The following is a 26,089-nucleotide window of genomic DNA, read 5'->3' as shown; positions in this document are numbered from 1 at the left end:
TTACACGGACGGCACTCCCTTTCTTGCCTTACGGCGATGCGCTCAGGCCGCCATCAGCTGCAACGCATGGATCGCATCGGCGTCCGGCACCGGCGGCGGCAGCGGGACGGTGCCGTCCACCACGTAGGCGAACAGCCGCTCGACCTCGATCGCCTGGATCAGCAGCTTGCCGCCGTTGGCCTTGATCACCTGCGACACCAGCATCGATTCGCCCTGCATGGCGAACGGCGTGTGGATGATCTGCGCCGGGCTGAACTGCGGCACCGCATGCAGCTCGTCCACCAGCAACCCGATGGTGTGGGCGCCGTGGCGCACGATCATCACCTGGCTGCTGCCGGTGACGGCCGAGCGCGTGCCGCGGATCAGGTGGCCGAGGTCGAACACCCAGATGAACTCCTTGTGCTGGTCGTCGCGGTTCAGGCCGAGCACGCCGACCTGTTCCGCGCGGTTGCCCATCGAGGTCGGCAGCACCGACGAGTACGGCACGGCCTCCATCACGTTGGCTGCGGAGATGGCGAACAGGTTGTGGTCGGAGAAGAAGGTGGCGTATTCCAGGTCCTCGGAGGAGGCAGCCTCGCTCTCCAGCTGGAACTCGCCGCCGCCGCTCTGCTGGGTCCCCTTGCCGACGGCGCCGAAGCATTGGAACACCACGGCGATGACGTCTTCCTTGTAGCCGTCGCTGACCTTGAACTCCCGGTAGCCGTTGCAGGCGCTGACGGCCACGATGGCGTACTGGCCGTCGTGCTCGGTGACGCCGGAGCGGCCCTCGCCGTTGGCTACCTGCAGCATGGCCGGATCGATCTCCAGCATGGCGCCCACCGCGCGCTTGTCGTCGGTGCTGGAGAGGATGCGGCCTGCGCGGTCGACATAAAAGGCGCTCATCTTTTCCTTGCCGGCCAGGCCGGCGCGCAGCATGTTGCGCAGCTCGGGCTCGGCGTCAAACACGATGCCGATGCCGCCGACCACCTCGTCGCTCTCGCCCAGCGCGCGGATGGCGGCGTGGTAGATGTAGGTGTCGCGTCCGCCGTACAACGCGCTCGGTGCGAAGCTGCTGACGTGGTACTGCTGCTGGCTGCGCAGCGCCAGCACTTGCGCCAGCGTGGCGTCGTCGATGCTGGCGCCGATCACCTGCTCCAGGCCCTCGCCGGTGGCGGCGACGATGCGGCCTTGGCGGTCGTAGACGTACAGCCGCGTGTAGACCGTGTACAGGCTGTTGATGTAGGCCAGGATCTCGCCCAGCTTGGCGGCCGCCGCCGCATCGATCCCGGGCTGGCTCAGGGTTGCGCGCAGCTCGGGCGTGAGCGCCCACCAGCGGCAGTCGTCGGAGCGCTCATAGAGATTGCGGTCCAGCAGGTCCACCAGCAGGGCGGTGGTGAACTCGGCGTCGCGCATGCTGGAGGCCAGCACGGTCTGGTACAGGTCGTGGATGGAATGGGCGAACAGCTCGTTGCTGCGGTTGCCGGTCTCGCTGATCTGGTCGAGGATGGTCTTGAGCTTGAGCATCTCGCCGCGCTGGCCGGCTGTCATCACCTGGCCGTTCCAGACGATGCGCTGGATGGTCTTGGCCGCGGTCATGATCTCGTACAGCGGCGGGCAAAACGAGTGGGCGTGCGACAGCAGGCCTTCGGCCAGCTCAGGCGACAGGCGCGAGAGCACGTCGCTGACGATGCCGGTGAAGGCGACCTCCACCGGGATCATCACCTGGCCCTGCCAGCCGACCGGGCCCGGATAACCCTGGTAGCCGTCGGAGGCGAAGGTGCGCACCAGGTACTCGCGGCCGCAGAACATCATTAGCTGGGGTTCGCCGCCGGCATTGACCGGCACCACCGTGCCGGGCGGGATCCACAGTTCGTCGGCGCTGGCGATGACGCGGTTGTCGCCGTCCAGCAGCAGCATGTTGGCGCGCGCTTCCGGATCGCGGTGGGCGCCGAAGATGCCCGCCATTTCCTCCTCGAAGTGGAAGCACAGGCACAGTACGCCGATGATCGCACCAGTTTGGGGATGGTGCATGCGGCGCGAATAGATCAGTGCACGATCCTTGGCCGGGCGCAGGTCGGTGGCGCGGAAGGTCTCCACATACGTGTCGCAGGCCAGGGTCTGGGCGATCAGCGGATCGGCGCTATGTTCCAGCGGCGTGGCAGGGTCCACCTGCACCAGCACGTTGCCCTCGGTGTCGAGCAGGATGATCTCGTCGTACACCGTGTACTTGTTGCGGTATTCGCGCAGGCGGTAGCGCGCGGCGTCGGCCGCATGCGGTGAATCGCAGAGGCCGGCCACGAAGTTGCACAGCTCGCGGTCGGTGGCCAAAAAACCGACGTCGGCGGTGCGCTCGAACAGGTTGCGCACCACGATGTCGATCACATATTGGGCCTTGGTGCCGATGCCGGCCAGCACGTTGCGCACCTTCTCTTCCACCAGGCTGCCAACCAGTTCGCGTTCCAGGCGCGAGAAACCGGAGCGGGTGGCCGCCATGGTGGGGAGGATGGTCTTGGCTTCGGTGGGGCAGTTCATCTTGGCAGAGGCCTCGATGACGCGCCACATCAGGTTCAGTTCCTGCAGCGACTGCTCGCACTTGGCGACGTCGCGCATGTAGGGCAAAAAGGTTTCGGTTTGTATGGGGGCGGAGTTCGTGGTCGTGGCGTTTGGCATTGTTGTGCTTCCCTCTGACGGTGCCGCAAGACCAACGAACCGCGATGTTGGATCTTCCGACATCTGTTGTTTGTTTTTTTGTTTTGCGCAAGGAGAAGTGCAAGTTGCATGCCAATGCTGCGGCGTGTTCGCCATGTGGCTGATCCCGGCATCTCCTCCTCGCGAAAATTTTTTATATCCTTTTTTGTCGCGCCGCGGATTTTAGCCAAGACGGCGGTTTTCCGTCTGCGAAAAAGCTTGAAATTCGGCGTTCGCGCCACAGCTTTTCACATGAGATTTTTTGAAGGATGCGGCGTGGAAACATGTAAGGCCGGTCAGACCAGTCGCCTCTCGCCGATGGCGTCGGGCGGCGGATCATGCGCGCGCACCGGTGGCGCCGCGGCCTGCGGAAATCCAATTCTCCGATGCACTTTATAATGATCCGGATATGAAACCCCTGGCACCCGGCACTGTGATCTTCCACCGCCATCGCGGTTATGGCGTGATCGTGCTCGTCAACCTGATGACGGGATGGATTTCTGCGCGCTTCGGCAGCGAGGTGACGACGCTGGACCTGAACCTGTCTTCCGATGAAGTCCAGCATGCGGACGGTACGCCCATCCTGTTTCGCCGCGCGCCGCCGGACCGCATGCCGCATGCGCGGCTGATGGGCATGGTGCGCGAGCTGCACCGCGCCGGCTACCAGCGCCTTTATCTTTACAGCTGGCCCAAGCCGTCCGGCCTGCATTGGCGCTGGCACCTGTTCAGCGGCCCGCGCAACTGGATCGAGCGTCCCTGGCGCGAGGGCTGGTACGGCTCGGGCGCCGACTACAATTTCAATCCGGTGATGGGCTGGGGCGACAATCCCAGCGCTTCGGCCGAAGAGCTGGCGCGCCTGCTGGCGCAGTTCGATCCGCAGGGCCTGGCGCAGGCCCTGGGCGAGGATGAGGAGCATGCCAACTGGTTCGAGTTGGTATGCGCAACCCTGTTGCCGGATTACGCCTTCAGCCTCGGATGGCACTACAACGGAAAGATACCCGACCACCTGCCGGTGATCCCGGTGCGGCGCAACGTGCCCGAGTATGCCGGGCCGCCGCTGCCGTGGCCGCCGGGATGGCGGCATTTATGGAAGGCCTCCGGCAGGTCGCCGCTACTGCAGTACAACCCGCCGGTGCGCACCATTCATCGCATCACTTCAGAACCTCTGGATTGAGCACGTTCTTCGGCGCGCCGGCCGCGTAGTCCAGGATGTTCTGGAAGGCGGCGCGGAAATAGAGCTCATAGCCGTCCTTTTCCACATAGCCCAGGTGCGGCGCCGCCACCACGTTGTCCATCTTCAGCAGCGGCGAGTCCACCGGCAGCGGTTCGCGCTCGTACACGTCGAGCGCGGCCAGGCCGGGTTTGCCCAGCTGCAGGGCCGCTTCCAGCGCGTTCTCCTCGACCAGTTCGGCGCGGCTGGTGTTGACGAAGCAGGCGCTCGGCTTCATCAGCGCCAGGTCGGCCGCCGTGACGATGCCGCGGGTGGCGTCGTTGAGGCGCAGGTGCAGCGTGAGCACGTCGGCCTGGCCGAAGAACTCCTCCTTGCTTGCGGCAGCCCGGTAGCCGTCCTTTTGCGCCTGCTCGCGGCTGGCCTCGCGTCCCCACACCACCACGTTCATGCCGAAGGCGCGGCCGTAGCCGGCCACCATCCTGCCGATCTTGCCGTAGCCCCAGACGCCCAGCGTGCGTCCCTTGAGGGCGCTGCCGATCACGTTGTGGTGGGGCGTGGCCGAGACCTGCTGCCACGCGCCCTGGCGCAGCGCGCTGCAGTATTGCGGCACGCGGCGCATGGCCGCCATGATGAGCGCCCAGGTCAGCTCGGCCGGCGCCGTCGGGTCGCCCACGCCTTCGGTGATGGCGATGCCGCGCGCGGAGGCGGCGGCGACGTCAATGTGGCCGCTGACCTTGCCGGTCTGCGAGATCAGCTTCAACAGCGGCAGCTTTTCCAGCAGCGGCGGGGTGAAGGCGGTGCGTTCGCGGATCAGCACCAGCGCATCGAACGGCGCCAGCCGCGCGGCCAACTGGCCCACGCCGCGCACGGTGTTGCTGAATACCTTGACGTCGTGGCCGTCAAGCATGCGGAAGCAGTCGAGGTGGCGTACCGCGTCCTGGTAGTCGTCGAGGATGGCAATTTTCATGATGGTCTCCGTGGTCTGGCCTTGGTTGAGCTGCGCCGTCGGAAGGTGGATGAGGGCGCCCGGATGCCATCATAAAGAAATTGCCGCCGTTCGGCATGGCCGGCGGTTTAGCAGGCCACGTCGATCACCAGCTTGCCGCGCGCGTGGCCGGCCGCCACGATGGCATGCGCCTGGTTGGCCTGGGCCAGCGTGAAGCGGCGCTCATCCATCAGCAGGCGCAGGCCGCCGGCGTCGGCCAGCCGGGCGGCTTCGCGCATGATCTCGCCGTGGTGGGCGCGCTCGCGGCCCGAGAGCAAGGGCAGCAGCGTGAACACGCCGGAGTAGGTGGCGGCGCGGAACGACAGCGGCGCCAGCTTGTGCGCGCCCCAGCCCAGGCAGCTGACCACATGGCCGCGATAGCGGCGCGCGGCGGCGAAGGAGGCGTCCAGCGTGGCGCCGCCGACGGTGTCGTAGACGATGTCGAAGCCCTCGCCACCGGTGTGCAAGGCGACGTAGTCGTCCACGCTTTGGCTGCGATAGTCGATGGCGACGGCGCCCAGGCCTTCGATCACGTCCTTCTGTTCGGCGCTGCCGGTGGCGTACACCTCGGCGCCGAAGGCGCGCGCAATCTGGATGGCGATGTGGCCGACGCCGCCGGCGCCGCCATGCACCAGCACCTTCTGCCCGGCGCGCACATGGGCGCGGTCCACCAGGCCCTCCCAAGCAGTGATGAAGATCAGCGGCAACGCCGCGGCCTGGCGCATGTCCAGCGCGTGCGGCTTGATGGCCAGCAGGTCGGCGTCGACCGCCGCGAACTGCGCCAGCGAGCCCGGCACGCCGCCCACGCCGCCGGTCATGCCGAAGACCTCGTCGCCGGGTTGGAAGCGCGTCTCGCCGGCATGCACTGCCTCGACGGTGCCGGCCAGGTCGATGCCGAGGATGGCCGGCAGGCTGGCCTGGGCGTGCGCGGCATTGCCGGCCTGGATCTTTGTGTCCAGCGGATTGACGCCGCTGGCGGCGATGCGCACCAGCACCTGGCCGGGGCGCAGGGGCGGGATCTCGATGGCGGTGAGGGCGAGCGGGGCGCCGAAGTTTTCCAGGACGGCGGCTTGCATGGTGTTGGTGGTCATGATGTTCTCCTTGCGGTTGTGTGGTGGGTCGCCGTCCGCCGTTGCGGCGCGGTCGATGCAGGGCAGTGTAGGCAGCCGGCCGGCGCGGAAAAACGGGCCGCCGGCAAAATCAGAATTGCGCGGATCTGGATAATCCCGGCGCCGCCTTGGCCTAGAATCGAGGCACAACGACAAGGGAGGCGGCGATGGACAGGCTGGACATGCTCAAGGTGTTTTGCGCGGTGGTCGAGGCCGGCGCGTTCAGCCGCGCGGCGGAACGGCTGTCGATGTCGACCTCGTCGGTGACCAATCACGTGGCCGCGCTGGAGGCGCATTTCAAGGTGCGCCTGATCAACCGCACCACGCGCAGCATGTCGCTCACCGAGGAAGGGCGCCAATGCCATGCGCAGGCGTTGCGCCTGCTGGCCGACATGGGCGAGCTGGAGTCCAGCCTGCGCGACGCCGGAGGCACGCCGGCCGGCGTGCTGCGGGTCGACTTGCCCAGCGTCATCAGTCGTCAGTATGTGGCGCCGGCCCTGGCGCGCTTCACGCAGCGTTATCCGGAGCTGGAGCTCAGGGTCACGGTGGGCGACCGCATGATCGACATGGTCGAGGAAGGCGTGGATGTGCTGGTGCGCATCGGCGAGCTGCCCGACTCCGGGCTGGTGGCGCGCAAGCTGATGTCGACCCGCTACGTCTGCTGCGTCGCGCCGGCCTTCCTGCAGCAGAACGGCTGGCCGGAGTCGCCGCAATCGCTCGACCAGTTCGCCTGCCTGGGCTTTCTCAATCCGCGCACGCGCATGGTGCGTCCCTGGAAGTTCTCCCGCGACGGCGAAGACAGCTCGCATCTCCCCCCGGCTACGGTGCGGATCGACCACGTGGAGTCCATGATCGAGGCCGCCAAGGCCGGCTGCGGCATCATCCAGCAGATGTCGGTATCGCTGGCGCCGGCCCTGCGCCATGGCGAGCTGGCCCCGGTATTGACTGACTGGCAAGCAGCCGGTCCCGACATCTTCGCGCTCTACCAGCCGGCCCGTCGCGCAGACGCCAAAGTGAAAGTTTTTGTTGATTTTCTGGTGGAGATATTCACATTGTGAATGTGTATTTCCCCGCAATCCCGCTCAAATCCAGTATCGTCGCGGTTTCTTGGCAAAATCGTGTTATGCGTTACAGTAATGAAACAACAGAATTTTTTTGATTTGTAATTACCTACTACATAAGTCGGGTATATCTCGCTACAAATTTCATTAAATTCTTTTTTATCGGGGTACAATCGCTGCCACCTTTTTGCACTTTTCACTGTCGAAGAGTGAGCCAAGTCCCGCGCCATCCCCGGTTGCGGGCCGGCGACCGGTATCCCAGGATGGCGGTCGCCGTCGACAAGACCGTCGCAGCGCTGGCTGGCGTGACTGCTGCCGCCACTCTCCAGCAACGACGATCCTGCCGTGCCAAAACGAATTCATTAACTTTGTGGCATTGGAGGTAGCATTTATGAACCAACCCCTCATGGCAGGCATTCCCGCAGTGAACGCCCCCGCTTACGTCAAACACCAGAAACTGATCAACTGGGTCGCCGAAATCGCCGCCCTGACCAAGCCGGCTCGCATTTATTGGTGCGACGGTTCGCAGGAAGAATACGATCGCCTGTGCGCCGAGATGGTCGCCGCCGGCACCATGAAGAAGCTGAACCAGGAAAAGCGTCCCAACAGCTACCTGGCCTGCTCCGACCCGTCCGACGTGGCGCGCGTGGAAGACCGCACCTTCATCTGCACTCCCAACAAGGAAGACGCCGGCCCGACCAACAACTGGACCGACCCGGCCGAAATGCGCCAGACCCTCAACGGCCTGTTCGACGGCTCCATGGCCGGCCGCACCCTGTACGTGGTGCCGTTCTCGATGGGCCCGCTGGGCTCGCCGATCGCCCATATCGGCGTCGAACTGTCCGACTCGCCCTATGTGGCCGTCAACATGCGCATCATGACCCGCATGGGCCGTGCCGTGTATGACGTGCTGGGCGCCGACGGCGAGTTTGTGCCTTGCGTGCACACCGTGGGCGCGCCGCTGGCCGCCGGCCAGCAGGACGTGGCATGGCCGTGCAATGCGACCAAGTACATCGTGCACTATCCGGAAACCCGTGAGATCTGGTCCTACGGTTCAGGCTACGGCGGCAATGCGCTCCTGGGCAAGAAGTGCTTTGCGCTGCGCATCGCCTCGACCATGGGCCGCGCCCAGGGCTGGCTGGCCGAGCACATGCTGATCCTCGGCGTCGAATCGCCCGAAGGCAAGAAGCACTACGTCGCGGCCGCCTTCCCGTCGGCCTGCGGCAAGACCAACTTCGCCATGCTGATCCCGCCCAAGGCCTTCGGCGGCTGGAAGGTCACCACCATCGGCGACGACATCGCCTGGATCAAGCCGGGCGCCGACGGCCGCCTGTACGCGATCAACCCGGAAGCCGGTTATTTCGGCGTGGCGCCGGGCACCAACGAGAAGAGCAACTACAACTGCATGGCCTCGGTGTCGGCCAACACCATCTTCACCAACGTCGCGCTGACCGACGATGGCGACGTCTGGTGGGAAGGCATGACCAAGGAAGCACCGGCGCACCTGATCGACTGGCAAGGCAAGGACTGGACCCCCGAGATCGCCAAGGAAACCGGCCGCAAGGCCGCGCACCCGAACGCGCGCTTCACCGTCTCCGCCACCCAGAACCCGGTGATCGACGCCGCCTGGGACGACCCGGCCGGCGTGCCGATCTCGGCCTTCATCTTCGGCGGCCGCCGCTCGACCACGGTGCCGCTGGTGACCGAGGCCCGCAACTGGGTGGAAGGCGTCTACATGGCCGCCACCATGGGTTCGGAAACCACCGCCGCGGCCGTCGGCCAGCAGGGCGTGGTGCGCCGTGACCCGTTCGCGATGCTGCCCTTCGCCGGCTACAACATGAGCGAGTACTTCCAGCACTGGCTGGACATCGGCAAGAAGATCGCCGCCTCGCCGGCCGAGCTGCCCAAGATCTACTGCGTCAACTGGTTCCGCACCGATGCCGACGGCAAGTTCGTATGGCCGGGCTTCGGCGACAACATGCGCGTGCTGAAGTGGATGCTGGACCGCATCGAGGATCCGCAAGGCGTCAAGACCGGCGGCGTCGAGCACCTGTTCGGCGTCACCCCGCGCTTCGGCGACCTGCAGTGGGAAGGCATCGACTTCACCGCCGAGCAGTTCGCCACCATCACCTCCATCGATAAGGCGGCGTGGAAGGCGGAGCTGGAGCTGCATGCGGAGCTGTTCGAGAAGCTCAAGCACAAGCTGCCTGCCGAGCTGGTCGGCGTCAAGGGCAAGCTGGAGAAGCAGCTGGCTGCCTGAGCCTGATGTAGTGGCCTGATAGAGAAACGCCTGTCGCAGCGATGCGGCAGGCGTTTTTTTTGGGCATCTTGCGCCAGCTCAGGCGACGGCAATCGCCTCCAGCGACGCCCGCATCGCCGCCGGAACCTCTACCGGCCGGCGCGACTCCCGATCGACGTAGACGTGCACGAAATGTCCCTGCGCCGCGGCGGCGTCCTCTCCGTCCTTGAAGATCCCGATCTCATAGCGCACGCTGCTGCGCCCCATATGCGCCACCCGTACGCCGACCTCGACCTGCTCGGGAAAGGCGATCGAGGCGAAGTAGTTGCAGCGCGTCTCGATCACCAGGCCGATCACCGGGCTGCGCTCGATGTCCAACGCGCCGCCGGCCACCAGGTAGTGATTCACGGCGGTATCGAACCAGCTGTAGTAGACGACGTTGTTGACGTGGCCGTAGACGTCGTTGTCCATCCAGCGCGTCTGGATGCGGTGGAAGTGCGGGTAGTCGGCGCGACGGCCGGGCGTGGGTTTGCTGTTCTCGCTCATGGCTGGATCGTGGTTCCCTTGGCTGCATCTCTCTGAATTGCGCCGCGCGCAAGCGGCGCTGCCTTGCAGTAACATTGCGGCGGCACGCGGTGTCAATGTTAAGCGATCGCCGCCCACCATGGGCCGCATGGCGGCTTGTGTGGGCCGGAATCGCCGCCATCTGTTTGTCATGGGCCGGCGCGCTGCTTGCCGGAAACATCCGCTGCACCGATAGGTTCGACCCGATAGCCGGGTCGCGCATATCGATAGTTAATTCCAATCAAAAATATTGATTAAATAAAATTGATCTATTTGATTCGGCGCTTTACTATTCACACCACTGCTTCACTCAACCCCCTAAAAAGGAAATAGAAATGTCCCTGATCAACACCACTATCAAACCGTTCAAGGCAACTGCATACCACGATGGCAAGTTCGTCGACATCTCCGAAGCGACCCTGAAGGGCAAGTGGTCCGTGTTCGTGTTCTACCCGGCCGACTTCACCTTCGTCTGCCCGACCGAACTGGAAGACCTGGCCGACAACTACGAGCAGTTCAAGAAGCTGGGCGTTGAAGTGTATGGCATCTCGACCGACACCCACTTCGCCCACAAGGCATGGCACGACACTTCCGACGCCATCAAGAAGGTGCAATACCCGCTGGTCGGCGACCCGACCGCCACCCTGGCGCGCAACTTCGAAGTGCTGATCGAAGAAGAAGGCCTGGCCCTGCGCGGCACCTTCGTGATCAATCCGGAAGGCCAGATCAAGGTCCTGGAAATCCACGACAACGGCATCGGCCGTGACGCTTCGGAACTGCTGCGCAAGGTCAAGGCTGCCCAGTACGTCGCTTCGCACCCGGGTGAAGTCTGCCCCGCCAAGTGGGAAGAAGGCGCCGCCACCCTGAAGCCGTCGCTGGACCTGGTCGGCAAGATCTAAATCATTGATTGGGCTACTGCACGACGCCCGCTCAACGATTTAAGGTAGTTTGAAATACTGAAGAAGTACACGTCCGGGCCTGCCTGTTGGCAAACGTGTGACGCCCACAAGGCCGATGCGTGGCCCGGACGACAAGAATCTCCCAACGAGGAAAGTGAAATCATCATGCTTGATGCCAATCTCAAGACCCAATTGAAGGCCTATCTGGAAAAGGTCACCCAGCCGATCGAGATCGTCGCGTCGCTGGATGATGGCGCCAAATCCCGTGAGATGCAGGAACTCCTGCAAGAGATCGTGCTGCTGTCGGACCGCATTACGCTGGTCGAGCATCGCGATGCCTCGAACGCACGCTCGCCGTCGTTCAAACTGAACCGCCCCGGGACCGATATCAGCGTCGAATTCGCCGCGATCCCGATGGGCCATGAATTTACCTCGCTGGTGCTGGCCCTGCTGCAGGTCGGCGGCCACCCGATCAAGCTCGACGACAAGGTCATCGAGCAGATCAAGAACCTCGACGGCGACTACAGCTTTGAGACCTATGTCTCGCTGACTTGCCAGAACTGCCCGGAAGTTGTGCAGGCGTTGAACGTGATGTCCATCATCAACCCGCGCATCCGCTCGGTGACCATCGACGGCGGCCTGTTCCAGGGTGAAGTCGAGCAACGCCAGATCATGGCCGTGCCGACCATCTACATGAACGGCGAAGTGTTCGGCCAGGGCCGTACCGGCGTCGAGGAAATCCTCGCCAAGCTCGATACTGGCGCCGCCGCCCGCAAGGGTGAAGAACTGAGCGCCAAGGAAGCCTACGACGTGCTGATCGTCGGCGGCGGCCCCGCCGGCGCGGCTGCCGCGATCTATGCGGCGCGCAAGGGCATCCGCACCGGCGTCGTCGCCGAGCGTTTCGGCGGCCAGGTGCTCGACACGCTGGCCATCGAGAACTTCGTCTCGGTCAAGGAAACCGAAGGTCCGCACTTCGCCACCGCGCTGGAGCAGCACGTCAAGGAATACGACGTCGACATCATGAATACCCAGCGCGCCGAATCGCTGGTGGCCGGCGACAAGCTGATCGAAGTGAAGCTGGCCAACGGCGGCGTGCTGAAAGGCAAAACCGTGATCCTGTCGACCGGCGCCCGCTGGCGTGAAGTCAACGTGCCGGGCGAGCGCGAATACCGCAACCACGGCGTGGCCTATTGCCCGCACTGCGACGGCCCGCTGTTCAAGGGCAAGCGCGTGTCGGTGATCGGCGGCGGCAACTCCGGCGTGGAAGCGGCCATCGACCTGGCCGGCATCGTCAAGCACGTGACGCTGCTGGAATTCGCCGCCGAGCTCAAGGCCGACGCGGTGCTGGTGAAGAAGCTCAAGAGTCTCTCCAACGTCACCATCGTGACCTCGGCGCAGACCACCGAGATCACCGGCGACGGCAAGAAGGTCAACGGCATCAGCTATAAGGAACGCGAGACCGGAGAGGTCAAGCATGTCGAGCTGGAAGGCGTGTTCGTCCAGATCGGCCTGGTGCCCAACACCGAATGGCTCAAGGGCACGGTTGCCCTGAGCCGCCACGGCGAAATCGAGATCGACGCCAAGGGCCAGACCTCGATCCCCGGCGTGTTCGCCGCCGGCGACGTCACCACGGTGCCGTACAAGCAGATCGTGATCGCCGTGGGCGCGGGCGCTACCGCCGCACTGTCGGCGTTCGACCACCTGATCCGTTCGTCGGTGGACGACGAGGCGCCGGTTGCGAAGGAAGCGGTCGCCGCGTAAGCCAAGGCCACATCAGGCAGCAAGCAGCACGCAGCAAGAAAAACACCATCGGGAGACCGGTGGTGTTTTTGTTTGCGCCTTGTGCTCGGGCGGGAGTTGGCGGAGCGCGCGTATCAACAGCGATGTGTGGCCCCTGCGAAAGCAGGGGCCCAGCGTCGTTCACGGCGATTGCGCATTGCCGAGATGGGGGGCAACAAACGCCACTGGGTTCCTGCTTTCGCAGGAACGACGAGTTGAGAGAGTAGATGGCGCCTGTTCCGGGGAAGACCCTCTATTCGTTCAAACTTCAGTAGTGCAAAGCATAAAAAAAACGCCATCGGGTCTCGATGGCGTTTTCGTTTGAAGCGGATCAAGCCCGCTGCGGCTTACTTGAACATCAGTCGCAGCGAGTCCCAGGCGCGGCCGATGAAGCCGGCCGGGCCGACCGATTCCAGCGCGACCACCGGCAGTTCGGCGACGGTCTTGTCGTCGATGGTGACCTGCAGCGTACCGATCTTGGCGTTTTCCGAGATCGGGGCGATCAGCGGGTCGTTGCGGTTCAGCTTGGTCTTGACGCGCTCCGCCGTGCCCTTGGGGATGGTGATGTAGACGTCGTTCTTGAAGCCCACCTTGATCTTGCCCTGCGAGCCCTTCCACACGTCAGGCGTATCGACCGCCTGGCCCTTGGCGTACAACTTCACGGCGTCGAAGTTCTGGAAGCCCCAGTTCAGCAGCTTCTGGCTCTCCTGGGTGCGCACCTGGTCGGAGACGGTGCCGATCACCACCGACACCAGGCGACGTTCGCCGTTGGGCACCGGGCGGTGGGCCGAGGTGATCAGCGAATAGCCGGCGCTGGAGGTGTGGCCGGTCTTCATGCCGTCGACGGTCGGATCCAGCCACAGCAGGCGGTTGCGGTTGGGCTGGGTGATGTTGTTGTAGGTGTACTTCTTCACCGAGTAATAGCGCTTGTAGTACTCGGGGAAGTCGTTGATCAGGTTGCGGCACAGGATCGACAGGTCGCGCGCGGTGGTATAGGTGTCCGGGCTGGGCAGGCCGTGCGGGTTGCTGAAGTGGCTGTTGGTGAGGCCTTGGCGCTGCGCCTCACGGTTCATCAGCTGCACGAAGGCGTCTTCGGTGCCCGAGACGGCTTCGGCCACGGCCACGGCGGCGTCATTGCCGGAGACCGAGATCAGGCCAAACAGCAGGTTGTCGATCGAGACCGGCTTGTTCGGCTCGATGAACATCTTGGAGCTGCTCGGATCGACCTTCCATGCGTTTACCGAGACGCTGACTTCCTGCTCCAGCGAGAGGCGCTTGTCGCGCAGCGCGGCGAAGGCCAGGTAGGCGGTCATCAGCTTGGTGAGCGAGGCCGGCTCGACGCGCATGTCGGGATCGCTGGAGGCGATCACCTGGTTGGCCGAGGCGTCCAGCAGCAGCCAGGACTTGGCAGCGACCGTCGGCGGCGGCAGCGCTTGCGCGGAAGCGGCGAGGGTGGTGATAGAAAGGACGGTGGCGGCGAGCGCCGCGAGAAGCTTTTTCATCGGTGCCTAAGAAAAATTGCCAGCACGGGGAACATCGTTGCTGTTGGTTTGAAAAGTGGATTGAAGTCGGGCGGATTGCGCTGTTGCCGCAGGGCGGCGGACCATCCCAAGGGAACTGCATGACGAAACCACGCCCGGAATTATAAACGCCGCATCGCTTCCGTCCCCAATTTGAATGGATTTTCTCTCCCCGAAAATCCCCTCGCGGAAGCTGCGCGCGGCGGCGTCTTTCCCATTGCTGCCGCGGTTTCCGAGGTCAGGCCTGCGGCTGTGCCGGGCGGCGATGCCAGCTTTCGACCACCACGTTGCGGATATGTTGCAGCTTGCGGTGAAAAAAATGATCCGAACCCGGGATCACCACCACCGGCAGTTCCTGCGGGCGCGCCCAGTCCAGCACCGCGGTCAGCGGGATGGTGTCGTCCAGCTCGCCGTGGATCAGGATGGTGTTGGCCGGCGCCGGCGGCATCGGCCACTTGCCGGCGGCGGTGCCCACCAGCACCAGGCGCTCGGCGGCGGATGCCGCGTCTTCCTGCAGCAGGCGCTGCTGCAGCTGCGCCTGCACGAAGGTGCCGAAGGAGAAGCCCCCCAGCGCCAGCGGCAGGTCGGGATACTGCGCGCGCATGTGCTTGAGCAGCAGGGCCATGTCGTCGGTCTCGCCGGCGCCGTGGTCGTGCACGCCCTCGGACTTGCCGACGCCGCGGAAATTCATGCGCACCGCGACATAGCCCAGCGCGAGGAAGGTGCGCGCCAGCGTCTGCGCCACCTTGTTGTCCATCGTGCCGCCGAACAGCGGGTGCGGGTGGGCGACCAGCGCCAGGCCCACGGGGGCCGGAAAGGCGTCGGCATCGGGCAGGTCCAGCGCGCATTCGAGCTGGCCGACGGCGCCGGCGATCAGGAAATTCTGGGTATGTGCGTTCATTGCTTGCTTGGGGTGGGGTCACTCAGATTTTCAAGCGGTCGACGATCTTGCCGCCGACGATGTGGGTGTCGATGATCTCGTCGATGTCTTCATTGTCGACGAAGGTGTACCAGGTGCCTTGCGGATAGATGACCACCACCGGGCCTTCCTCGCAGCGTTCCAGGCAGCCGGCCTTGTTGATGCGCACCTTTCCTTCGCCGGCCAGTCCGAGTTGCTTGATGCGCTTCTTGGCATGCTCCTGCGCGGCCTGCGCGCCCTTGTCGGCGCAGCAGGTGCGCTCACCCGGCTTGCGCTGGTTGAGGCAGAAGAAAACGTGGTGTTCGTAGAAGGGCTTGTCGCTCATGTGCGGTTGGCTCCGTGAGTGCGGCGCCGCGTCAGCGCGCTGTCAGCCATGCTGGGCGCGGCGTTGCGGCAAAGGCTCAATGATACACCCCGGTCACTTTTGTTTCCGGTGCACGGGATGATAGAGGAACCAGATCGCCAGGAAGGGCCACAGCACCGACAGGAATTGCGCGGCGCCGTCGAAGTTGAGGAATTTGCCCTGGACCCAGGTCTCCAGCGTGGAAATGTAATAGGGATTGGCCGGCACCGCGTTGGTCGCGGCCAGGCTCAGGATCAGCGCCAACGCCGCCACCCGGCGCTGGGCGGTGGGCGGGGCAAACGAGAGGCCGGCCACCATCATCGCGCCCAGCACGATGCCGCCGGCCGCGCTGGGGGAGATCCAGACGAAGGCGTTCTGCGGCGCGAAGAACAGCGCGCAGGCCAGCGACTTCACCGCGATGCAGGCCAGCAGGTAGAGCGGCAGCAGCGCGCGGCGCGGCGCCTGCCGCCGCAGCAGGAGCAGGAACAACAGCGCCGCGCCGGTCAGGCCGCAGGCGGTGACGATGACGTCGGCCAGCCAATATTGCTCGGCGCTCAGCTGGGCATTGTTGATCCAGCTGGTGGCCAGGTCGATGGGGGTGTCCAGCAGGTCGGAAAAGAAGGCCGACAGCGGCGGCACCAGGTGGCCCAGGCCGAACAGGTGGTTTTGCGGGTAGATCAGCGCCAGCGGCCACAGGCCGGCCACCGCCAGTCCCCGGCTGGCTTCGCCGGAGAACCAGCGCCGCCGCATGGCGAGGAAGCGGCTTTCGCGCAGGAAGTAGCGGCCGCTGGCCGCGCCCAGCAGGGCGCCCAGGAACACGCCGCAGGAATTGGTGATGAGGTCGAGGTTCGACGGGATGCGGGTCGGCAGGTAGGTCTGCACCGCCTCCATGCAGGCCGACAGCAGCACGCCGGCCAGGGTGGCCGGCCAGATCGCCCACAGCGGGCGGATGCGCGGATACATCGCGAACACCAGCAGCATGCCCAGCGGCGCGTAGCCGGCGATGTTGGTCCAGACGTCGAAGCCGGTCCAGTAATAGGGCAGGCGCGCCCACAGGTAGTCGAACGGGCCCAGGCCCATGTCGCGCCAGCCGGAGAACGGATACCAGCTGGCGTACACGATCAGCAGCGCGTACACCAGCAGGCTCACCCGCGCGAAGGAGGAGGCGGCGGGCGCGAGGGGAACGACGGCCTGGGACGATGGCGCGGCCTTGGTGTCGGGCTTGGCTTGCATGGGCCAGAGGGTAACCGATTTCAGCGGCGCCCGCAGTGGCTGCGCCCGGCTTTGCGTCCTGTCGGGGACGGTTACGGGGTGGCCGCAAGACGCCGCTTGGCGGCCATCTGCCGTTACAATGCGCGCTATGAACATGACTTCCAAGTTGCCTTCCCCGGCTGCCCTGGACGCCGGCGGCGAGGGCGATTCCGCGCTGGTGCATGCCGGGCGCATCGCCACGCTGCTGGCAGGCGCCGGCAATCCCGTTCTCCAGCGCATCGATGTCGAAGCGGTGGCGCGCACCGGCTCCACCAGCGTCGACCTGATGCAGCGCGTGCCGAGCCTGCAACGCCCACTGCTGCGCGTGGCCGACCGCCAGACTGCCGGCCGCGGCCGGGCCGGCCGCCCCTGGCGCACCACCCCGGAATCGTCGCTGCTGTTTTCGCTGGCGTGGCGTTTCGAGCGTCCCTTGCATGCCTTGCTGGGCCTGCCGCTGGCGGTCGGCGTCGCGCTGGCCGAGGCGCTGCGCGTGTTCGGCGTGCCGGTGCAGTTGAAATGGCCCAACGACCTGTTGCGCGACGGCGCCAAGATGGCCGGCATCCTGATCGAAACCGCGGCCGACGGCGAACGCGGCCAGGCCACCTGGGCGGTGATCGGCATCGGCCTGAACCTGGCGGCGCCGCCGGAGCTGGAAGCCGAACTGCAGCGCGCCATCGGCGCCGCGCCCGAATTGCAGAAGCAGCCGCGCGAGACGGTGCTGGCCGTCATCACCAGCGCGCTGGTCGATGTGCTGGCGGAGTTCGAGCTGCGCGGCTTCGGCGCCTTCGTCGAGCGCTGGCAGGCGCTGCACGCCTACGCCGGCCAGCCGGTCCGCATCCTCGACAACGGCCGCACCGTGCATGAAGGCATGGCCGCCGGCGTCGACATGATGGGCCGCTTCCTGATCGACACCGATGCCGGACAGGTCGCGGTACTGGCCGGCGACCTGTCGTTGCGCCTGCAGGATTGACGATGCTGCTGCTGATCGACGCCGGCAATACCCGCATCAAATGGGCCGTCGCCGCCCCGGCCGGAAACGGGCGCTGGCTGCACCACGGCGCCCTCGGGCGCGGCGAGCTCGGAGAGTTGCCGGCGCTGTGGTCGGCACTGGGGCTGACGCTGTCGGCCGCCTGTGTATCCAATGTCGCCGGCCCGGTGCTGCGCGACGACCTGGAGGCGGCGCTGCGGCAGGCGTTCGGCGCCGGCCTGGACATTGAATGGTTCGCCTCCTCGGCCCAGCGCGCCGGCCTGCGCAACGGCTATCGCAATCCCTGCCAGCTCGGCAGCGACCGCTTTGCGGCCGCCATCGGCGCGCGCGCGATGTTTCCAGGTGAGGAGCTGGTGGTGGCCACCTGCGGCACCGCCACCACGATCGATGCGGTCAGCGCCGAGGGCGTGTTCGAGGGCGGCATGATCCTGCCGGGTCTGGGAACGATGGCGACCTCGCTGGCCCTGAACACGGCGCAGCTGCCGCAGATCGGCGAGCTGGCGCCGCCGGCGCGCGTCTTCGCCGACAACACGGTGGACGCCATCGTCTCCGGCTGCATCGCGGCCCAGGCCGGCGCCATCGAGCACGCGTTGGCCGAGCGCCGCCGCCAGCGGCCGGATCGCGCGCTGCGCTGCGTGTTGGCCGGCGGCGCCGGCGCCGTGCTGGCGCCGCACCTGGCGACCGGCGCCGCGCCGCTGGAAAAAGTGGATAATCTGGTCTTGGCCGGCTTGTATGCGGTCATGACCCATGGCGGCTGAGTCTGGCGCCGCCGCGTGACGATGCAAAGGAAGACAAGGCACGGATGAAGCTGAAATTGCTTTTTTGGCTACTGCTGGTGGGCAACGTGGTGCTGTTCGGGCTGCAGCGCGGCTATTTGGGCGCGGCGGCGTCCGAGCGCCGCGAGCCGCAGCGCCTGGCCGAACAACTGCGCCCCGAGCAGTTGAGCATTCTTCCCCCCAACAGCGAGAAGCTGGTGCCGCCGGTGCGCACGCAAGAAGCTGCGCCGGCGCAGGCCGCCGATGCCGCCAAGCTGGATGTGCAGACAGCCGCTTCCGCCGCAACGGCCCAGCCGGCTCCTGTCCCGGCCCAGCCGGCCGCGCCGAAGGTGGCGGTCGCGCCTTCCTGTACCGAGGTCGGCAATTTCACCGCGGCCGACGCCAGCCGTTTCTCTGCCCAACTGGCCAGCCTGAACCTGGGCGACAAGGTCGCCCAGAAGCTGACCCAGGACGTGACCAGTCACATGGTCTACATTCCGCCGCAGGATGGCCGTGACGGCGCCGACCGTCGCACCGCGGAGTTGCGCCGCCTTGGCATCTCCGACTTTTACGTGATCCCCGACAGTTTCCCCAACCCGGCCTTGCGCAGCGGCATCTCGCTGGGAATCTTCCGTACCGAGGACGCCGCCAAGGCCTATGTCGGCCAGCTGATCTCGCAGGGCGTGCGCAGCGCGCGCATCATCGCGCGCCGCTCGGGCGCCGGCAAACAGGTGTTCCAGCTGCGCGACCTGACGCCGGACGCGCGCGCCGCGCTGGAGCGCATCAAGAGCGGTTATCCGGATCAGGAGATCCGCTCCTGCTCTGCCTGAGCCGGGCGTTGCCGTTCGTGCACAGGCTCCCCTAAACGTCACGAACGGATCGTTCTTTCCATGTAAAATCGCGTTCCTTGAACTTACCCACCATCCAGCCACAGGATATCGTCATGACCACCGACCTCACCAAAGTAGCGCCCCAGATCAAAGCCGAAATCCTGGCCGAGGCGCTGCCTTACATCCGCAAGTTCCACGGCAAGACCATCGTCGTCAAGTACGGCGGCAATGCGATGACCGAGGACAGCCTGAAGCATGGCTTCGCGCGTGACGTGATCTTGTTGAAGCTGGTCGGCATGAACCCGGTGGTGGTGCACGGCGGCGGCCCGCAGATCGATGCGGCGCTCAAGAAGATCGGCAAGCAGGGCACCTTCGTGCAAGGCATGCGCATCACCGACGAAGAGACCATGGAAGTGGTGGAGTGGGTGCTGGGCGGTGAAGTGCAGCAGGATATCGTGATGCTGATCAACCATTACGGCGGACAGGCGGTGGGCCTGACCGGCAAGGATGGCGGCCTGATCCGCGCGCGCAAGATGCAGATGCCGGACAAGGAAAAGCCGGGTCAATTCCTGGACATCGGTTACGTGGGCGAGATCGAGGCGATCAATCCGGCGGTGGTCAAGGCGCTGCAGGACGACGCCTTCATCCCCATCATTTCGCCGATCGGTTTCGGCGACGACGGCCAGGCCTACAACATCAACGCCGACGTGGTGGCCGGCAAGATCGCGGAAATCCTGCATGCCGAAAAGCTGATCATGATGACCAACATCGCCGGCGTGCAAGACAAGGCGGGCAACCTGCTGACCGACCTGTCGGCGCGCGAGATCGACGAGATGTTCGCCGACGGCACCATCTCCGGCGGCATGCTGCCCAAGATCTCTTCGGCGCTGGACGCGGCCAAGTCGGGCGTGAATACCGTGCACATCATCGACGGCCGCATCGAGCACTCGCTGCTGCTGGAGGTGCTGACCGAGCAGGCCTTCGGCACCATGATCCGTTCGCACTGATCCGAGCGGGCGGCCATGGGCCGAGCCCGGTCATAAAAAAGGGATGAGCATGCTCATCCCTTTTTGTTTGCGCGCGGCGTTCGCAGCTCAGTAGATCTTCTCCACTCGCAGCCCCTTCTTCCCGAGCAATTCCGGCACGCTGCCCGGCCCCACCAGGTGCAGGATGCCGATGGCGGCCACGCTCTTGTCCTGCGCCGCCAGCAGCGCGGCGATGCCGTCGGCCAGGCCGGGATTGCGCTCATCCAGCAAGGCCTGGCGGGTGAAGCGGCTGGCGAAGGATTGGTCTTCGTCCATTTCCTTCAAGGCCTGTTCGAAGCCGCCGCTGTCGGCGCGGCGCCAGGCGCCGACCAGCGCATCGAGCTTGTGCGCCAGCTCGGCGTCGTCCAGCTCATCGAGGGTATCGGCGAGGAATTGCGCCTGCTGGGCCGCGTCCAGGCGACTGAAGACCGATATCTGGCGTTCCGCGCTTTCCAGCTCGACGATCTTGCCGCCATGCGCGCGTACCGCAGCGGCCAGATAGCTGTCCACCGCCAGTTCGGGTTTGTAGCCGCCGCTTGCGTACTCCTGCACGGTCAGCGCCGTGGCCAGCATCCAGGGGCGGAAGTTCTGCAGTTGCTCCGCCGGCAACTGGTAGCGGCGCAGGGCTGCCAGCGTGCGCGATGCCAGGGCCGGTTCGAGCTGCTGCTCGAACCGCCGTCCCTCGGGATAGACGCCGTGGCGCAGCACCGCAGCCTGCAGCGCGCCGGTATTCTGCGGATCCAGCTCCAGGGCCAGCGCCGGCGCCTCCTTGAGCGCGCGCGCGATGCGGGGTTCCAGCGGATAGAAGTCGGGGGCGCCGACGTGGATGGTGCCGAACAGGTGCAAGGTGTGGCGTCCGTCGGAGACCCGGTACAGCGCGCCGCGATCGGGCGCCGGCCCGGCGGCCTGCGGCGCGCTTGCCGCCGCCACATGCGCGGCCGGCAGGTAGAGACTGAACAGCAGGGCCAATGTCACTATAATCAGTCGTTGCGCAAAGCCTTTCACCGCTTGCCTTTCCTTGCTTGTTTCTTCATTGCTTCGTTGTTTGATTTATGGCGTCCAATACTACACCGCTCTGGCTGTTCGATCTCGACAATACCCTGCACAACGCCTCGCACGCGATCTTCCCGGCGATCAACGCCAACATGAATCGCTACATCACGCGCGTGCTGGAGCAGGGCGGACATCCGTCCGACGAGGCGGCGGTCAATCACCTGCGCCGTCATTACTGGAAACTGTATGGCGCGACCCTGATGGGCATGGTGCGCCATCACGGCGTGCGCATCGAGGACTTCCTGCATGAGGCGCATCTGTTCGACGACCTGCTGGGCATGGTGCGCGCCGAGCGCGGCATCGGCCGCTGGCTGGGCCAACTGCCCGGGCGCAAGATCCTGCTGACCAACGCGCCGCGCCGCTACTCGCGCCAGCTGGTGCGTCACCTTGGGCTGCACCGCCATTTCTCGCACCACATCTCGATCGAATCCATGCACGTGCACCGCCAGCTGCGGCCCAAGCCGTCGCGACTGATGCTGCGCAAGTTGCTGGCGCGGCAGAAGATCGATCCGCGCCGCTGCATCCTGGTGGAAGATACCGTGGACAACCTGAAGACCGCGCGCGAGCTGGGCGTGCGCACTGCCTGGGTGACGCAATACCTGATCGGCAATGCGATGCTGGGCCACCTGACGGCGCAGCGCGTGCGCAGCCGCATGCCTTCGTATGTCGACGTCAAGGTGAGTTCGGTGCGCCAGTTGCCGCGGCGCCTGGCGAAGCTGGGTGTGGCGCGCGCCAGGTAGCGGGAGGGCGGGTCAGTCTGCGCAGTCGGCGCACCAGCCCTTGATGGTCAGTTCCACCTCGTGGCTCTGGAAACCCTTGCCCAGCGTCTTGCGCAGTGCCGACTGCAACTGCGCCGCAGTGGACTTGTGCTTGTCGGCGTCGGGCAGCACGGTGGCCAGGAAGTCGGTGCCGTCGCTGGCGTCCAGGCAGAACACGCGCGCGCAGCGCGTGCATTTGAAGTGGCCGTGCTGGTGCTGCTTGCCCTGCGAGTGGTCGTGCAGGCCGTGCTCCGGATGGTCGGCGCCGGCGCTGTAGCGGAAGATGCGGTCGTCGCTGGAGATCTTGTGCGCCAGGCCCGCTTCGGTCAGGCAATCCAGCGCGCGATAGAGGGTGACGCGATCCATGCCGGCAAAGCGGTCCTGGATGTCCTGGTGCGAGGCGGCGCTACGCGTCTCCAGCAGCGCCCCCAGCACGTTCACGCGCGCCTGCGTCACGCGCACGCCGGCTTCGCGCAGTTGCGCCTCGGCCAGCAGGGCCATGGAAGCGGCCTGGCTGGACTGGCGACTGACGGGGATATCGGCGGCTTTGGCTTTCATGGGGCGGCTTTGCGTGGTGAATCGTGGCGTCGCCGCGAGCCCGATGTCGGGACTCGCCGCAGCCCTCGTATTTTAGCCCATGCGGGCTGCGGTTTCTTGCCGCATTGCCGGGCCTACTTGGGCTCGCTCTTCTTGGCGCGCGGGTGCGCCTGGTCGTACACCTGCGCCAGGCGCTGGAAGTCGAGCGCGGTGTAGACCTGGGTGGCCGTGATCGATGCGTGGCCCAGCATCTCCTGCACCGCTCGCAGGTCGCCCGAGCTCTGCAGGACGTGGGTGGCAAAGGAGTGGCGCAACATGTGCGGATGCACGTCGCTGGCCATTTCCAGCGAGCGGCCATGGGCCTTCAGGCGCAACTGCGTCACGCGCGGCGACATGCGCGTGCCGCGCTCGGTGAGGAACAGCGCATGGCAGTCGGGGCCGGCGTCGGCCTTCACCAGCGCCGCACGCATCGGCAGCCAGGCCTCGATCGCTTCGAGCGCTGCGCGGCCTACCGGCACCTTGCGCCGCTTGCCGCCCTTGCCGGTGACGGTGACCTCGGCGTCGCCCAGCGCGATCCAGCCGGCCGATTCATATTTTCCTTCGCGCACATCCGCGATGTCGATCGCGCCGAGCTCCGAGACGCGCAATCCGCTTGAATACAGCAACTCGAACATGGCCCGGTTGCAGGCGGCCATCGTCGATGCGGGATCCTTGGACGGATCGGCCTGGGACACCAGCCGGACGGCGTCGTCGGCCGCCAGCGCCTTGGGCAACGGCTTGCTTTTCTTGGGCGGCTTGACGCCGTCGGCCGGGTTGGCCTTGAGTTCGACTTCCATCGACAGCCATGCGAAGAAACCCCGCCAGGCCGACAGCTTGCGCGAGATCGAACGCGCGTTGAGGCCGCGCGCGTGCAGCTGCGCAGTGCATTTGCGGATCTGCACCTGGGTTGTCTTGCGCAGGTCGAGGTCTGCCTCGCCGGCTGCGGGATCCTTGCCGGCGGGGGCAAGCAGCTCGCGCAGCTCCCGCAGGTCGCGGCCATAGCCGTCGACGGTGTGCGCCGACAGCTTGCGCTGGGAACGCAGTGAGGAGAGGTATTGGCTGATCAGTGCTGGGGCAGCGGTATCCATGTTCATCGTCCGGTGGACAAGCCGCGCCCGGCGGCGGTCAGCGCAGCAGGCAGGCCAACGCGGCGCTGGCGGTCTCGCCGATGCGCGTCAGGAAGTCGGTGCCCATGTCGGCGGTGAAACGGTTGGGGTCGGGCGAGCCCAGCACCAGCAGGCCGAAGGCGTCAGGCGATGCCCCCACGCGCAGCGGCAGGATGGCGACCGACTTGACCGAGGCGCCGTCTTCCAGCCAGCCGGCCGCCTCGAAGTCCTTGTTGGGACCGCAGAACGGGGCGGACAGGCCGTTGGCGAATATCCGGGCGTCTTCCGACACCGATTGCGTGGCCCAGTTGCCGGCATGCGCTTCGGCCAGGTTCCACAGGCGTACGGTCACTTGCGGCACATGGAAAATGTCCTTCAACTGATCCGACAGCGCGCGCGGCAGGTCGCCGTCGTTGCGCGTGAGCAGCAAGGTACGGGTCCAGGCCTGGAACTTGTTGGTGATCTCGTCGTTTTCCTGCGCAATGCGCATCAGGTCGGCCATGTGCAGTTCCTGTACGCGGATCTTCTCGCGCAGGATCTCCATCTGGCGTTCCTGCAGGGATACGGCGCGGCCCATGACCGGGCTGGTCAACTTGACGGTCGAAAGCAGCTCCGCGTGCTCCTCGAAGAAGTGAGGATGGTCGAGCAGGTATTCGGCGATCAGGTCGGAGTCCAGTGGGGTGGTCATCGCTAGTGTGTTTGTGTGGGTGGAACGGCAATCGTCGTTGCCGGGTTCGCATTGCCAGGTGCCGTGCGGCAATACCTGAAATTACCGCGAGATTATCCTCGCTATCAGAAATGCTGACAATCACCGCGGGACTGTCATTTGATACAAAGGAGAGCGGCCGCGGGCAAATGCTTGGAATAAGGGGGAGCGCAAACGGAGAGATACATAAGAAACGGGCTTGCATGATTGCTCATGCAAGCCCGAGTCAGCTTAATTCAGGTTGATGCCGGCATTTTCATGCCGGTATCAGATCCGTGAATTAGAACTTGTGGCGAACGCCAACGGTCACAGCGGTCTGGCTTGCATCGTTGCCAGTGGTGTCGCCGTACACGCCAGGGTTCTTCATGTCGGTAGCACGCAGGTTCGACACGAATGCGTACAGGTCGGTACGCTTGGACAGCCAGTAGTCAGCACCCAGGTTGTACTGAGTCAGCTTGCCCTTGCCCGACACGCCGTCGAATTCAGCGCGGGTGTGTTGCACAGCAGCCAGCAGCTTCAGGGACGGGGACAGAGCGTAGGCGGTACCGATTTCGTACAGGTCAGCCTTCTTGGACAGAGCCAGGGTACCAGCGGTGGTGCGGGTTGCAGCGGTCACGCCTGCGAAACCAGCGACGCCAGCGGTGTTCAGATCTTGCTTGACGCGCGAGTAGTTACCGTACACGCGTGCCGGGCCGAACTGGTACGAAGCAACCACGTTCAGGACCTTCTGAGCGGAGCTGCCAGCGTTGGCGGCGTTGGTGTACACGTTGGTGGCAGCAGGAGTAACGCCAACAGCGGTGATGGGGATCAGGCTAACGTCCGAAGGAGTTGCACCAGCCTTGGATTGGTAGTAGTTCAGGCCCAGACCCAGAGGACCGTTTTCGTACTTGCCACCGATGCCGAACGATTGGCCAGCGGAAGTCTTGCCAGCGGTTTCGCCGAAGCCGTACATCAGGTTACCGGTGAAGCCGCTCAGGTTGTTGGTGGTGAAGTTCACCGAGTTGTTGGTGCGAACGCCTTGCAGACGGTTCAGGTTCGAACCGGCTTGAGCGATCACGCCACCGAAATCAGCAACGCCGGTGTAGGCGGAGATGACGTCAGCGAAGTCGGTTTGACGACCAACCAGCACGGTACCGAAGCCACCGGCCAGACCAACCACCGACTTACGACGGAACAGGTTGGAGGAGGTGACGTTGTCGGAGCCTTGCAGGCCGCCGTTGTCGTTGGTGAAACCGGTTTCCAGGTTGAACACGGCCGACAGACCGCCGCCCAGATCTTCAACGCCCTTGAAGCCGATACGCGAACCTTGGATCACGCCCGAGTTCACAGCGAACTTGCTGCCGGTATTGATGCCGGGGGTCTGGGTGGTTTGCGCCTTGGAGGTGTAGGTGACGCCAGTATCAACGATACCGTAGATAGTAACGGAGCTTTGTGCTTGAGCAGCACCTGCGAACGCGCCGAGGACGGCCAGTGCCAGCAGAGATTTTTTCATTTGACATCCTTCTATAAAAATAGTCTTGAGGATCCGTACTTCTAGTCGGATGGTGAGACATTAAGGGTTCTCATTTGGCATGGCCGCAGATTGGTCGTTTGGCGGCTGGAATTTTGGTTGAAAGCGTAAAACTACTGGCGTAGTGTTGTTTTTTTCAAACGCTTTCGAGGCGGGGGATACTCTGATGGCGAATTTTCGCTTGCGAGCACTCCCTTGTTATCGGCCGAAGGCGGAGAAACCTGAGCCGAGTCGTCTCGCATGCTGATTTGTTGTTAAAACGATGCATTTGGATC

Annotated in this window: 23 protein-coding genes; 10 read left to right on the top strand and 13 right to left on the bottom strand. The window is 65.0% G+C overall.

Annotation, left to right across the window (positions count from 1 at the left end; translation table 11 throughout):
- Positions 1–42: 42 nt before the first annotated feature.
- Positions 43–2,589 carry a chemotaxis protein CheW gene (locus Herbaro_RS19635; protein ID WP_275014061.1) on the bottom strand — a complete coding sequence of 849 codons (2,547 nt, stop codon included), beginning with the start codon at positions 2,587–2,589 and terminating at the stop codon, positions 43–45.
- 487 nt (positions 2,590–3,076) lie between these two features.
- Between Herbaro_RS19635 and Herbaro_RS19630 the strand changes: the two genes are divergently transcribed.
- On the top strand, positions 3,077–3,841 hold the full coding sequence (locus Herbaro_RS19630; protein ID WP_275011282.1) for an L-asparaginase: 765 nt from the start codon (positions 3,077–3,079) through the stop codon (positions 3,839–3,841).
- Here the strand turns inward: Herbaro_RS19630 and Herbaro_RS19625 are convergent.
- Positions 3,819–4,805 (bottom strand): D-2-hydroxyacid dehydrogenase family protein, encoded by a 987-nt coding sequence (locus Herbaro_RS19625; protein WP_275011281.1) that lies wholly within the window; start codon positions 4,803–4,805, stop codon positions 3,819–3,821. The two genes, Herbaro_RS19630 and Herbaro_RS19625, sit on opposite strands and share 23 nt — an antisense overlap.
- Positions 4,806–4,912: 107 nt before the next feature.
- A complete protein-coding gene (locus Herbaro_RS19620; RefSeq protein WP_275011280.1) occupies positions 4,913–5,914 on the bottom strand; it encodes a zinc-dependent alcohol dehydrogenase family protein in 1,002 nt (333 codons plus the stop codon).
- A 185-nt stretch (positions 5,915–6,099) separates the two neighbouring features.
- Here Herbaro_RS19620 and Herbaro_RS19615 point away from each other — a divergent pair, with 185 nt between their 5' ends.
- Together Herbaro_RS19615 and Herbaro_RS19610 are read left to right on the top strand one after the other, a co-directional pair.
- On the top strand, positions 6,100–6,990 hold the full coding sequence (locus tag Herbaro_RS19615; protein ID WP_275011279.1) for a LysR family transcriptional regulator: 891 nt from the start codon (positions 6,100–6,102) through the stop codon (positions 6,988–6,990).
- Positions 6,991–7,384: 394 nt separating this feature from the next.
- Entirely contained in the window at positions 7,385–9,253 is a 1,869-nt protein-coding gene (locus Herbaro_RS19610; RefSeq protein WP_275011278.1) for a phosphoenolpyruvate carboxykinase (GTP), read from the top strand.
- A gap of 78 nt (positions 9,254–9,331) precedes the next feature.
- Here the strand turns inward: Herbaro_RS19610 and Herbaro_RS19605 are convergent, their stop codons facing one another.
- Positions 9,332–9,778 (bottom strand): acyl-CoA thioesterase, encoded by a 447-nt coding sequence (locus Herbaro_RS19605; RefSeq protein WP_275011277.1) that lies wholly within the window; start codon positions 9,776–9,778, stop codon positions 9,332–9,334.
- Positions 9,779–10,131: 353 nt separating this feature from the next.
- On the opposite strand from Herbaro_RS19605, the gene ahpC reads away from it, so the two are divergent.
- On the top strand, positions 10,132–10,695 hold the full coding sequence (gene ahpC, locus Herbaro_RS19600; RefSeq protein WP_275011276.1) for an alkyl hydroperoxide reductase subunit C: 564 nt from the start codon (positions 10,132–10,134) through the stop codon (positions 10,693–10,695).
- Between the two features lie 165 nt (positions 10,696–10,860).
- Positions 10,861–12,456, top strand: coding sequence for an alkyl hydroperoxide reductase subunit F (ahpF, locus tag Herbaro_RS19595; protein WP_275011275.1), 1,596 nt, complete (start codon positions 10,861–10,863; stop codon positions 12,454–12,456).
- A gap of 365 nt (positions 12,457–12,821) precedes the next feature.
- Here ahpF and Herbaro_RS19590 read toward each other — a convergent pair whose 3' ends face one another.
- The 4 genes from Herbaro_RS19590 to Herbaro_RS19575 form a co-directional block, all read right to left on the bottom strand.
- A complete protein-coding gene (locus tag Herbaro_RS19590) occupies positions 12,822–13,976 on the bottom strand; it encodes a D-alanyl-D-alanine carboxypeptidase family protein (protein WP_275011274.1) in 1,155 nt (384 codons plus the stop codon).
- 256 nt (positions 13,977–14,232) lie between these two features.
- The gene (locus Herbaro_RS19585) at positions 14,233–14,895 is read right to left on the bottom strand and encodes an alpha/beta hydrolase (protein WP_275011273.1); all 663 of its coding nucleotides are present in this window, start codon (positions 14,893–14,895) and stop codon (positions 14,233–14,235) included.
- 22 nt (positions 14,896–14,917) lie between these two features.
- The gene (locus Herbaro_RS19580; protein WP_079217948.1) at positions 14,918–15,238 is read right to left on the bottom strand and encodes a (2Fe-2S) ferredoxin domain-containing protein; all 321 of its coding nucleotides are present in this window, start codon (positions 15,236–15,238) and stop codon (positions 14,918–14,920) included.
- A 93-nt stretch (positions 15,239–15,331) separates the two neighbouring features.
- A complete protein-coding gene (locus Herbaro_RS19575) occupies positions 15,332–16,489 on the bottom strand; it encodes a VanZ family protein (RefSeq protein WP_275011272.1) in 1,158 nt (385 codons plus the stop codon).
- Between the two features lie 133 nt (positions 16,490–16,622).
- Here Herbaro_RS19575 and Herbaro_RS19570 point away from each other — a divergent pair, with 133 nt between their 5' ends.
- The 4 genes from Herbaro_RS19570 to argB all read left to right on the top strand — a co-directional run bounded on the left by Herbaro_RS19570 (position 16,623) and on the right by argB (position 20,087).
- Positions 16,623–17,477 carry a biotin--[acetyl-CoA-carboxylase] ligase gene (locus tag Herbaro_RS19570; protein ID WP_446719284.1) on the top strand — a complete coding sequence of 285 codons (855 nt, stop codon included), beginning with the start codon at positions 16,623–16,625 and terminating at the stop codon, positions 17,475–17,477.
- 2 nt (positions 17,478–17,479) lie between these two features.
- Positions 17,480–18,253, top strand: a complete 774-nt coding sequence (locus Herbaro_RS19565; RefSeq protein ID WP_275011270.1) for a type III pantothenate kinase — start codon at positions 17,480–17,482, stop codon at positions 18,251–18,253.
- 44 nt (positions 18,254–18,297) lie between these two features.
- Entirely contained in the window at positions 18,298–19,080 is a 783-nt protein-coding gene (locus Herbaro_RS19560) for a hypothetical protein (RefSeq protein ID WP_275011269.1), read from the top strand.
- A gap of 113 nt (positions 19,081–19,193) precedes the next feature.
- A complete protein-coding gene (argB, locus tag Herbaro_RS19555) occupies positions 19,194–20,087 on the top strand; it encodes an acetylglutamate kinase (protein ID WP_275011268.1) in 894 nt (297 codons plus the stop codon).
- A gap of 87 nt (positions 20,088–20,174) precedes the next feature.
- Here argB and Herbaro_RS19550 read toward each other — a convergent pair whose 3' ends face one another.
- The gene (locus Herbaro_RS19550; protein ID WP_275011267.1) at positions 20,175–21,080 is read right to left on the bottom strand and encodes a TraB/GumN family protein; all 906 of its coding nucleotides are present in this window, start codon (positions 21,078–21,080) and stop codon (positions 20,175–20,177) included.
- A 77-nt stretch (positions 21,081–21,157) separates the two neighbouring features.
- Between Herbaro_RS19550 and Herbaro_RS19545 the strand changes: the two genes are divergently transcribed.
- A complete protein-coding gene (locus Herbaro_RS19545) occupies positions 21,158–21,898 on the top strand; it encodes a pyrimidine 5'-nucleotidase (protein ID WP_275011266.1) in 741 nt (246 codons plus the stop codon).
- 12 nt (positions 21,899–21,910) lie between these two features.
- On the opposite strand, the gene Herbaro_RS19540 is transcribed toward Herbaro_RS19545, so the two are convergent.
- The 4 genes from Herbaro_RS19540 to Herbaro_RS19525 all read right to left on the bottom strand — a co-directional run bounded on the left by Herbaro_RS19540 (position 21,911) and on the right by Herbaro_RS19525 (position 25,796).
- On the bottom strand, positions 21,911–22,474 hold the full coding sequence (locus tag Herbaro_RS19540) for a Fur family transcriptional regulator (RefSeq protein WP_275011265.1): 564 nt from the start codon (positions 22,472–22,474) through the stop codon (positions 21,911–21,913).
- Positions 22,475–22,587: 113 nt separating this feature from the next.
- Positions 22,588–23,580, bottom strand: a complete 993-nt coding sequence (locus Herbaro_RS19535; protein ID WP_275011264.1) for a tyrosine recombinase XerC — start codon at positions 23,578–23,580, stop codon at positions 22,588–22,590.
- A gap of 37 nt (positions 23,581–23,617) precedes the next feature.
- Positions 23,618–24,286: a DUF484 family protein gene (locus Herbaro_RS19530; RefSeq protein ID WP_275011263.1), complete on the bottom strand. Its 669-nt coding sequence runs from the start codon at positions 24,284–24,286 to the stop codon at positions 23,618–23,620.
- A 298-nt stretch (positions 24,287–24,584) separates the two neighbouring features.
- Positions 24,585–25,796, bottom strand: coding sequence for a porin (locus Herbaro_RS19525; protein WP_275011262.1), 1,212 nt, complete (start codon positions 25,794–25,796; stop codon positions 24,585–24,587).
- Between the last annotated feature and the right edge of the window lie 293 nt (positions 25,797–26,089).

This window comes from Herbaspirillum sp. WKF16 (genome assembly GCF_028993615.1).
In the GTDB taxonomy this organism is placed as follows: domain Bacteria; phylum Pseudomonadota; class Gammaproteobacteria; order Burkholderiales; family Burkholderiaceae_D; genus Herbaspirillum.
Note: the sequence above shows the minus strand (reverse complement) of the source record. Positions and strands in the feature narration are given on the sequence as shown.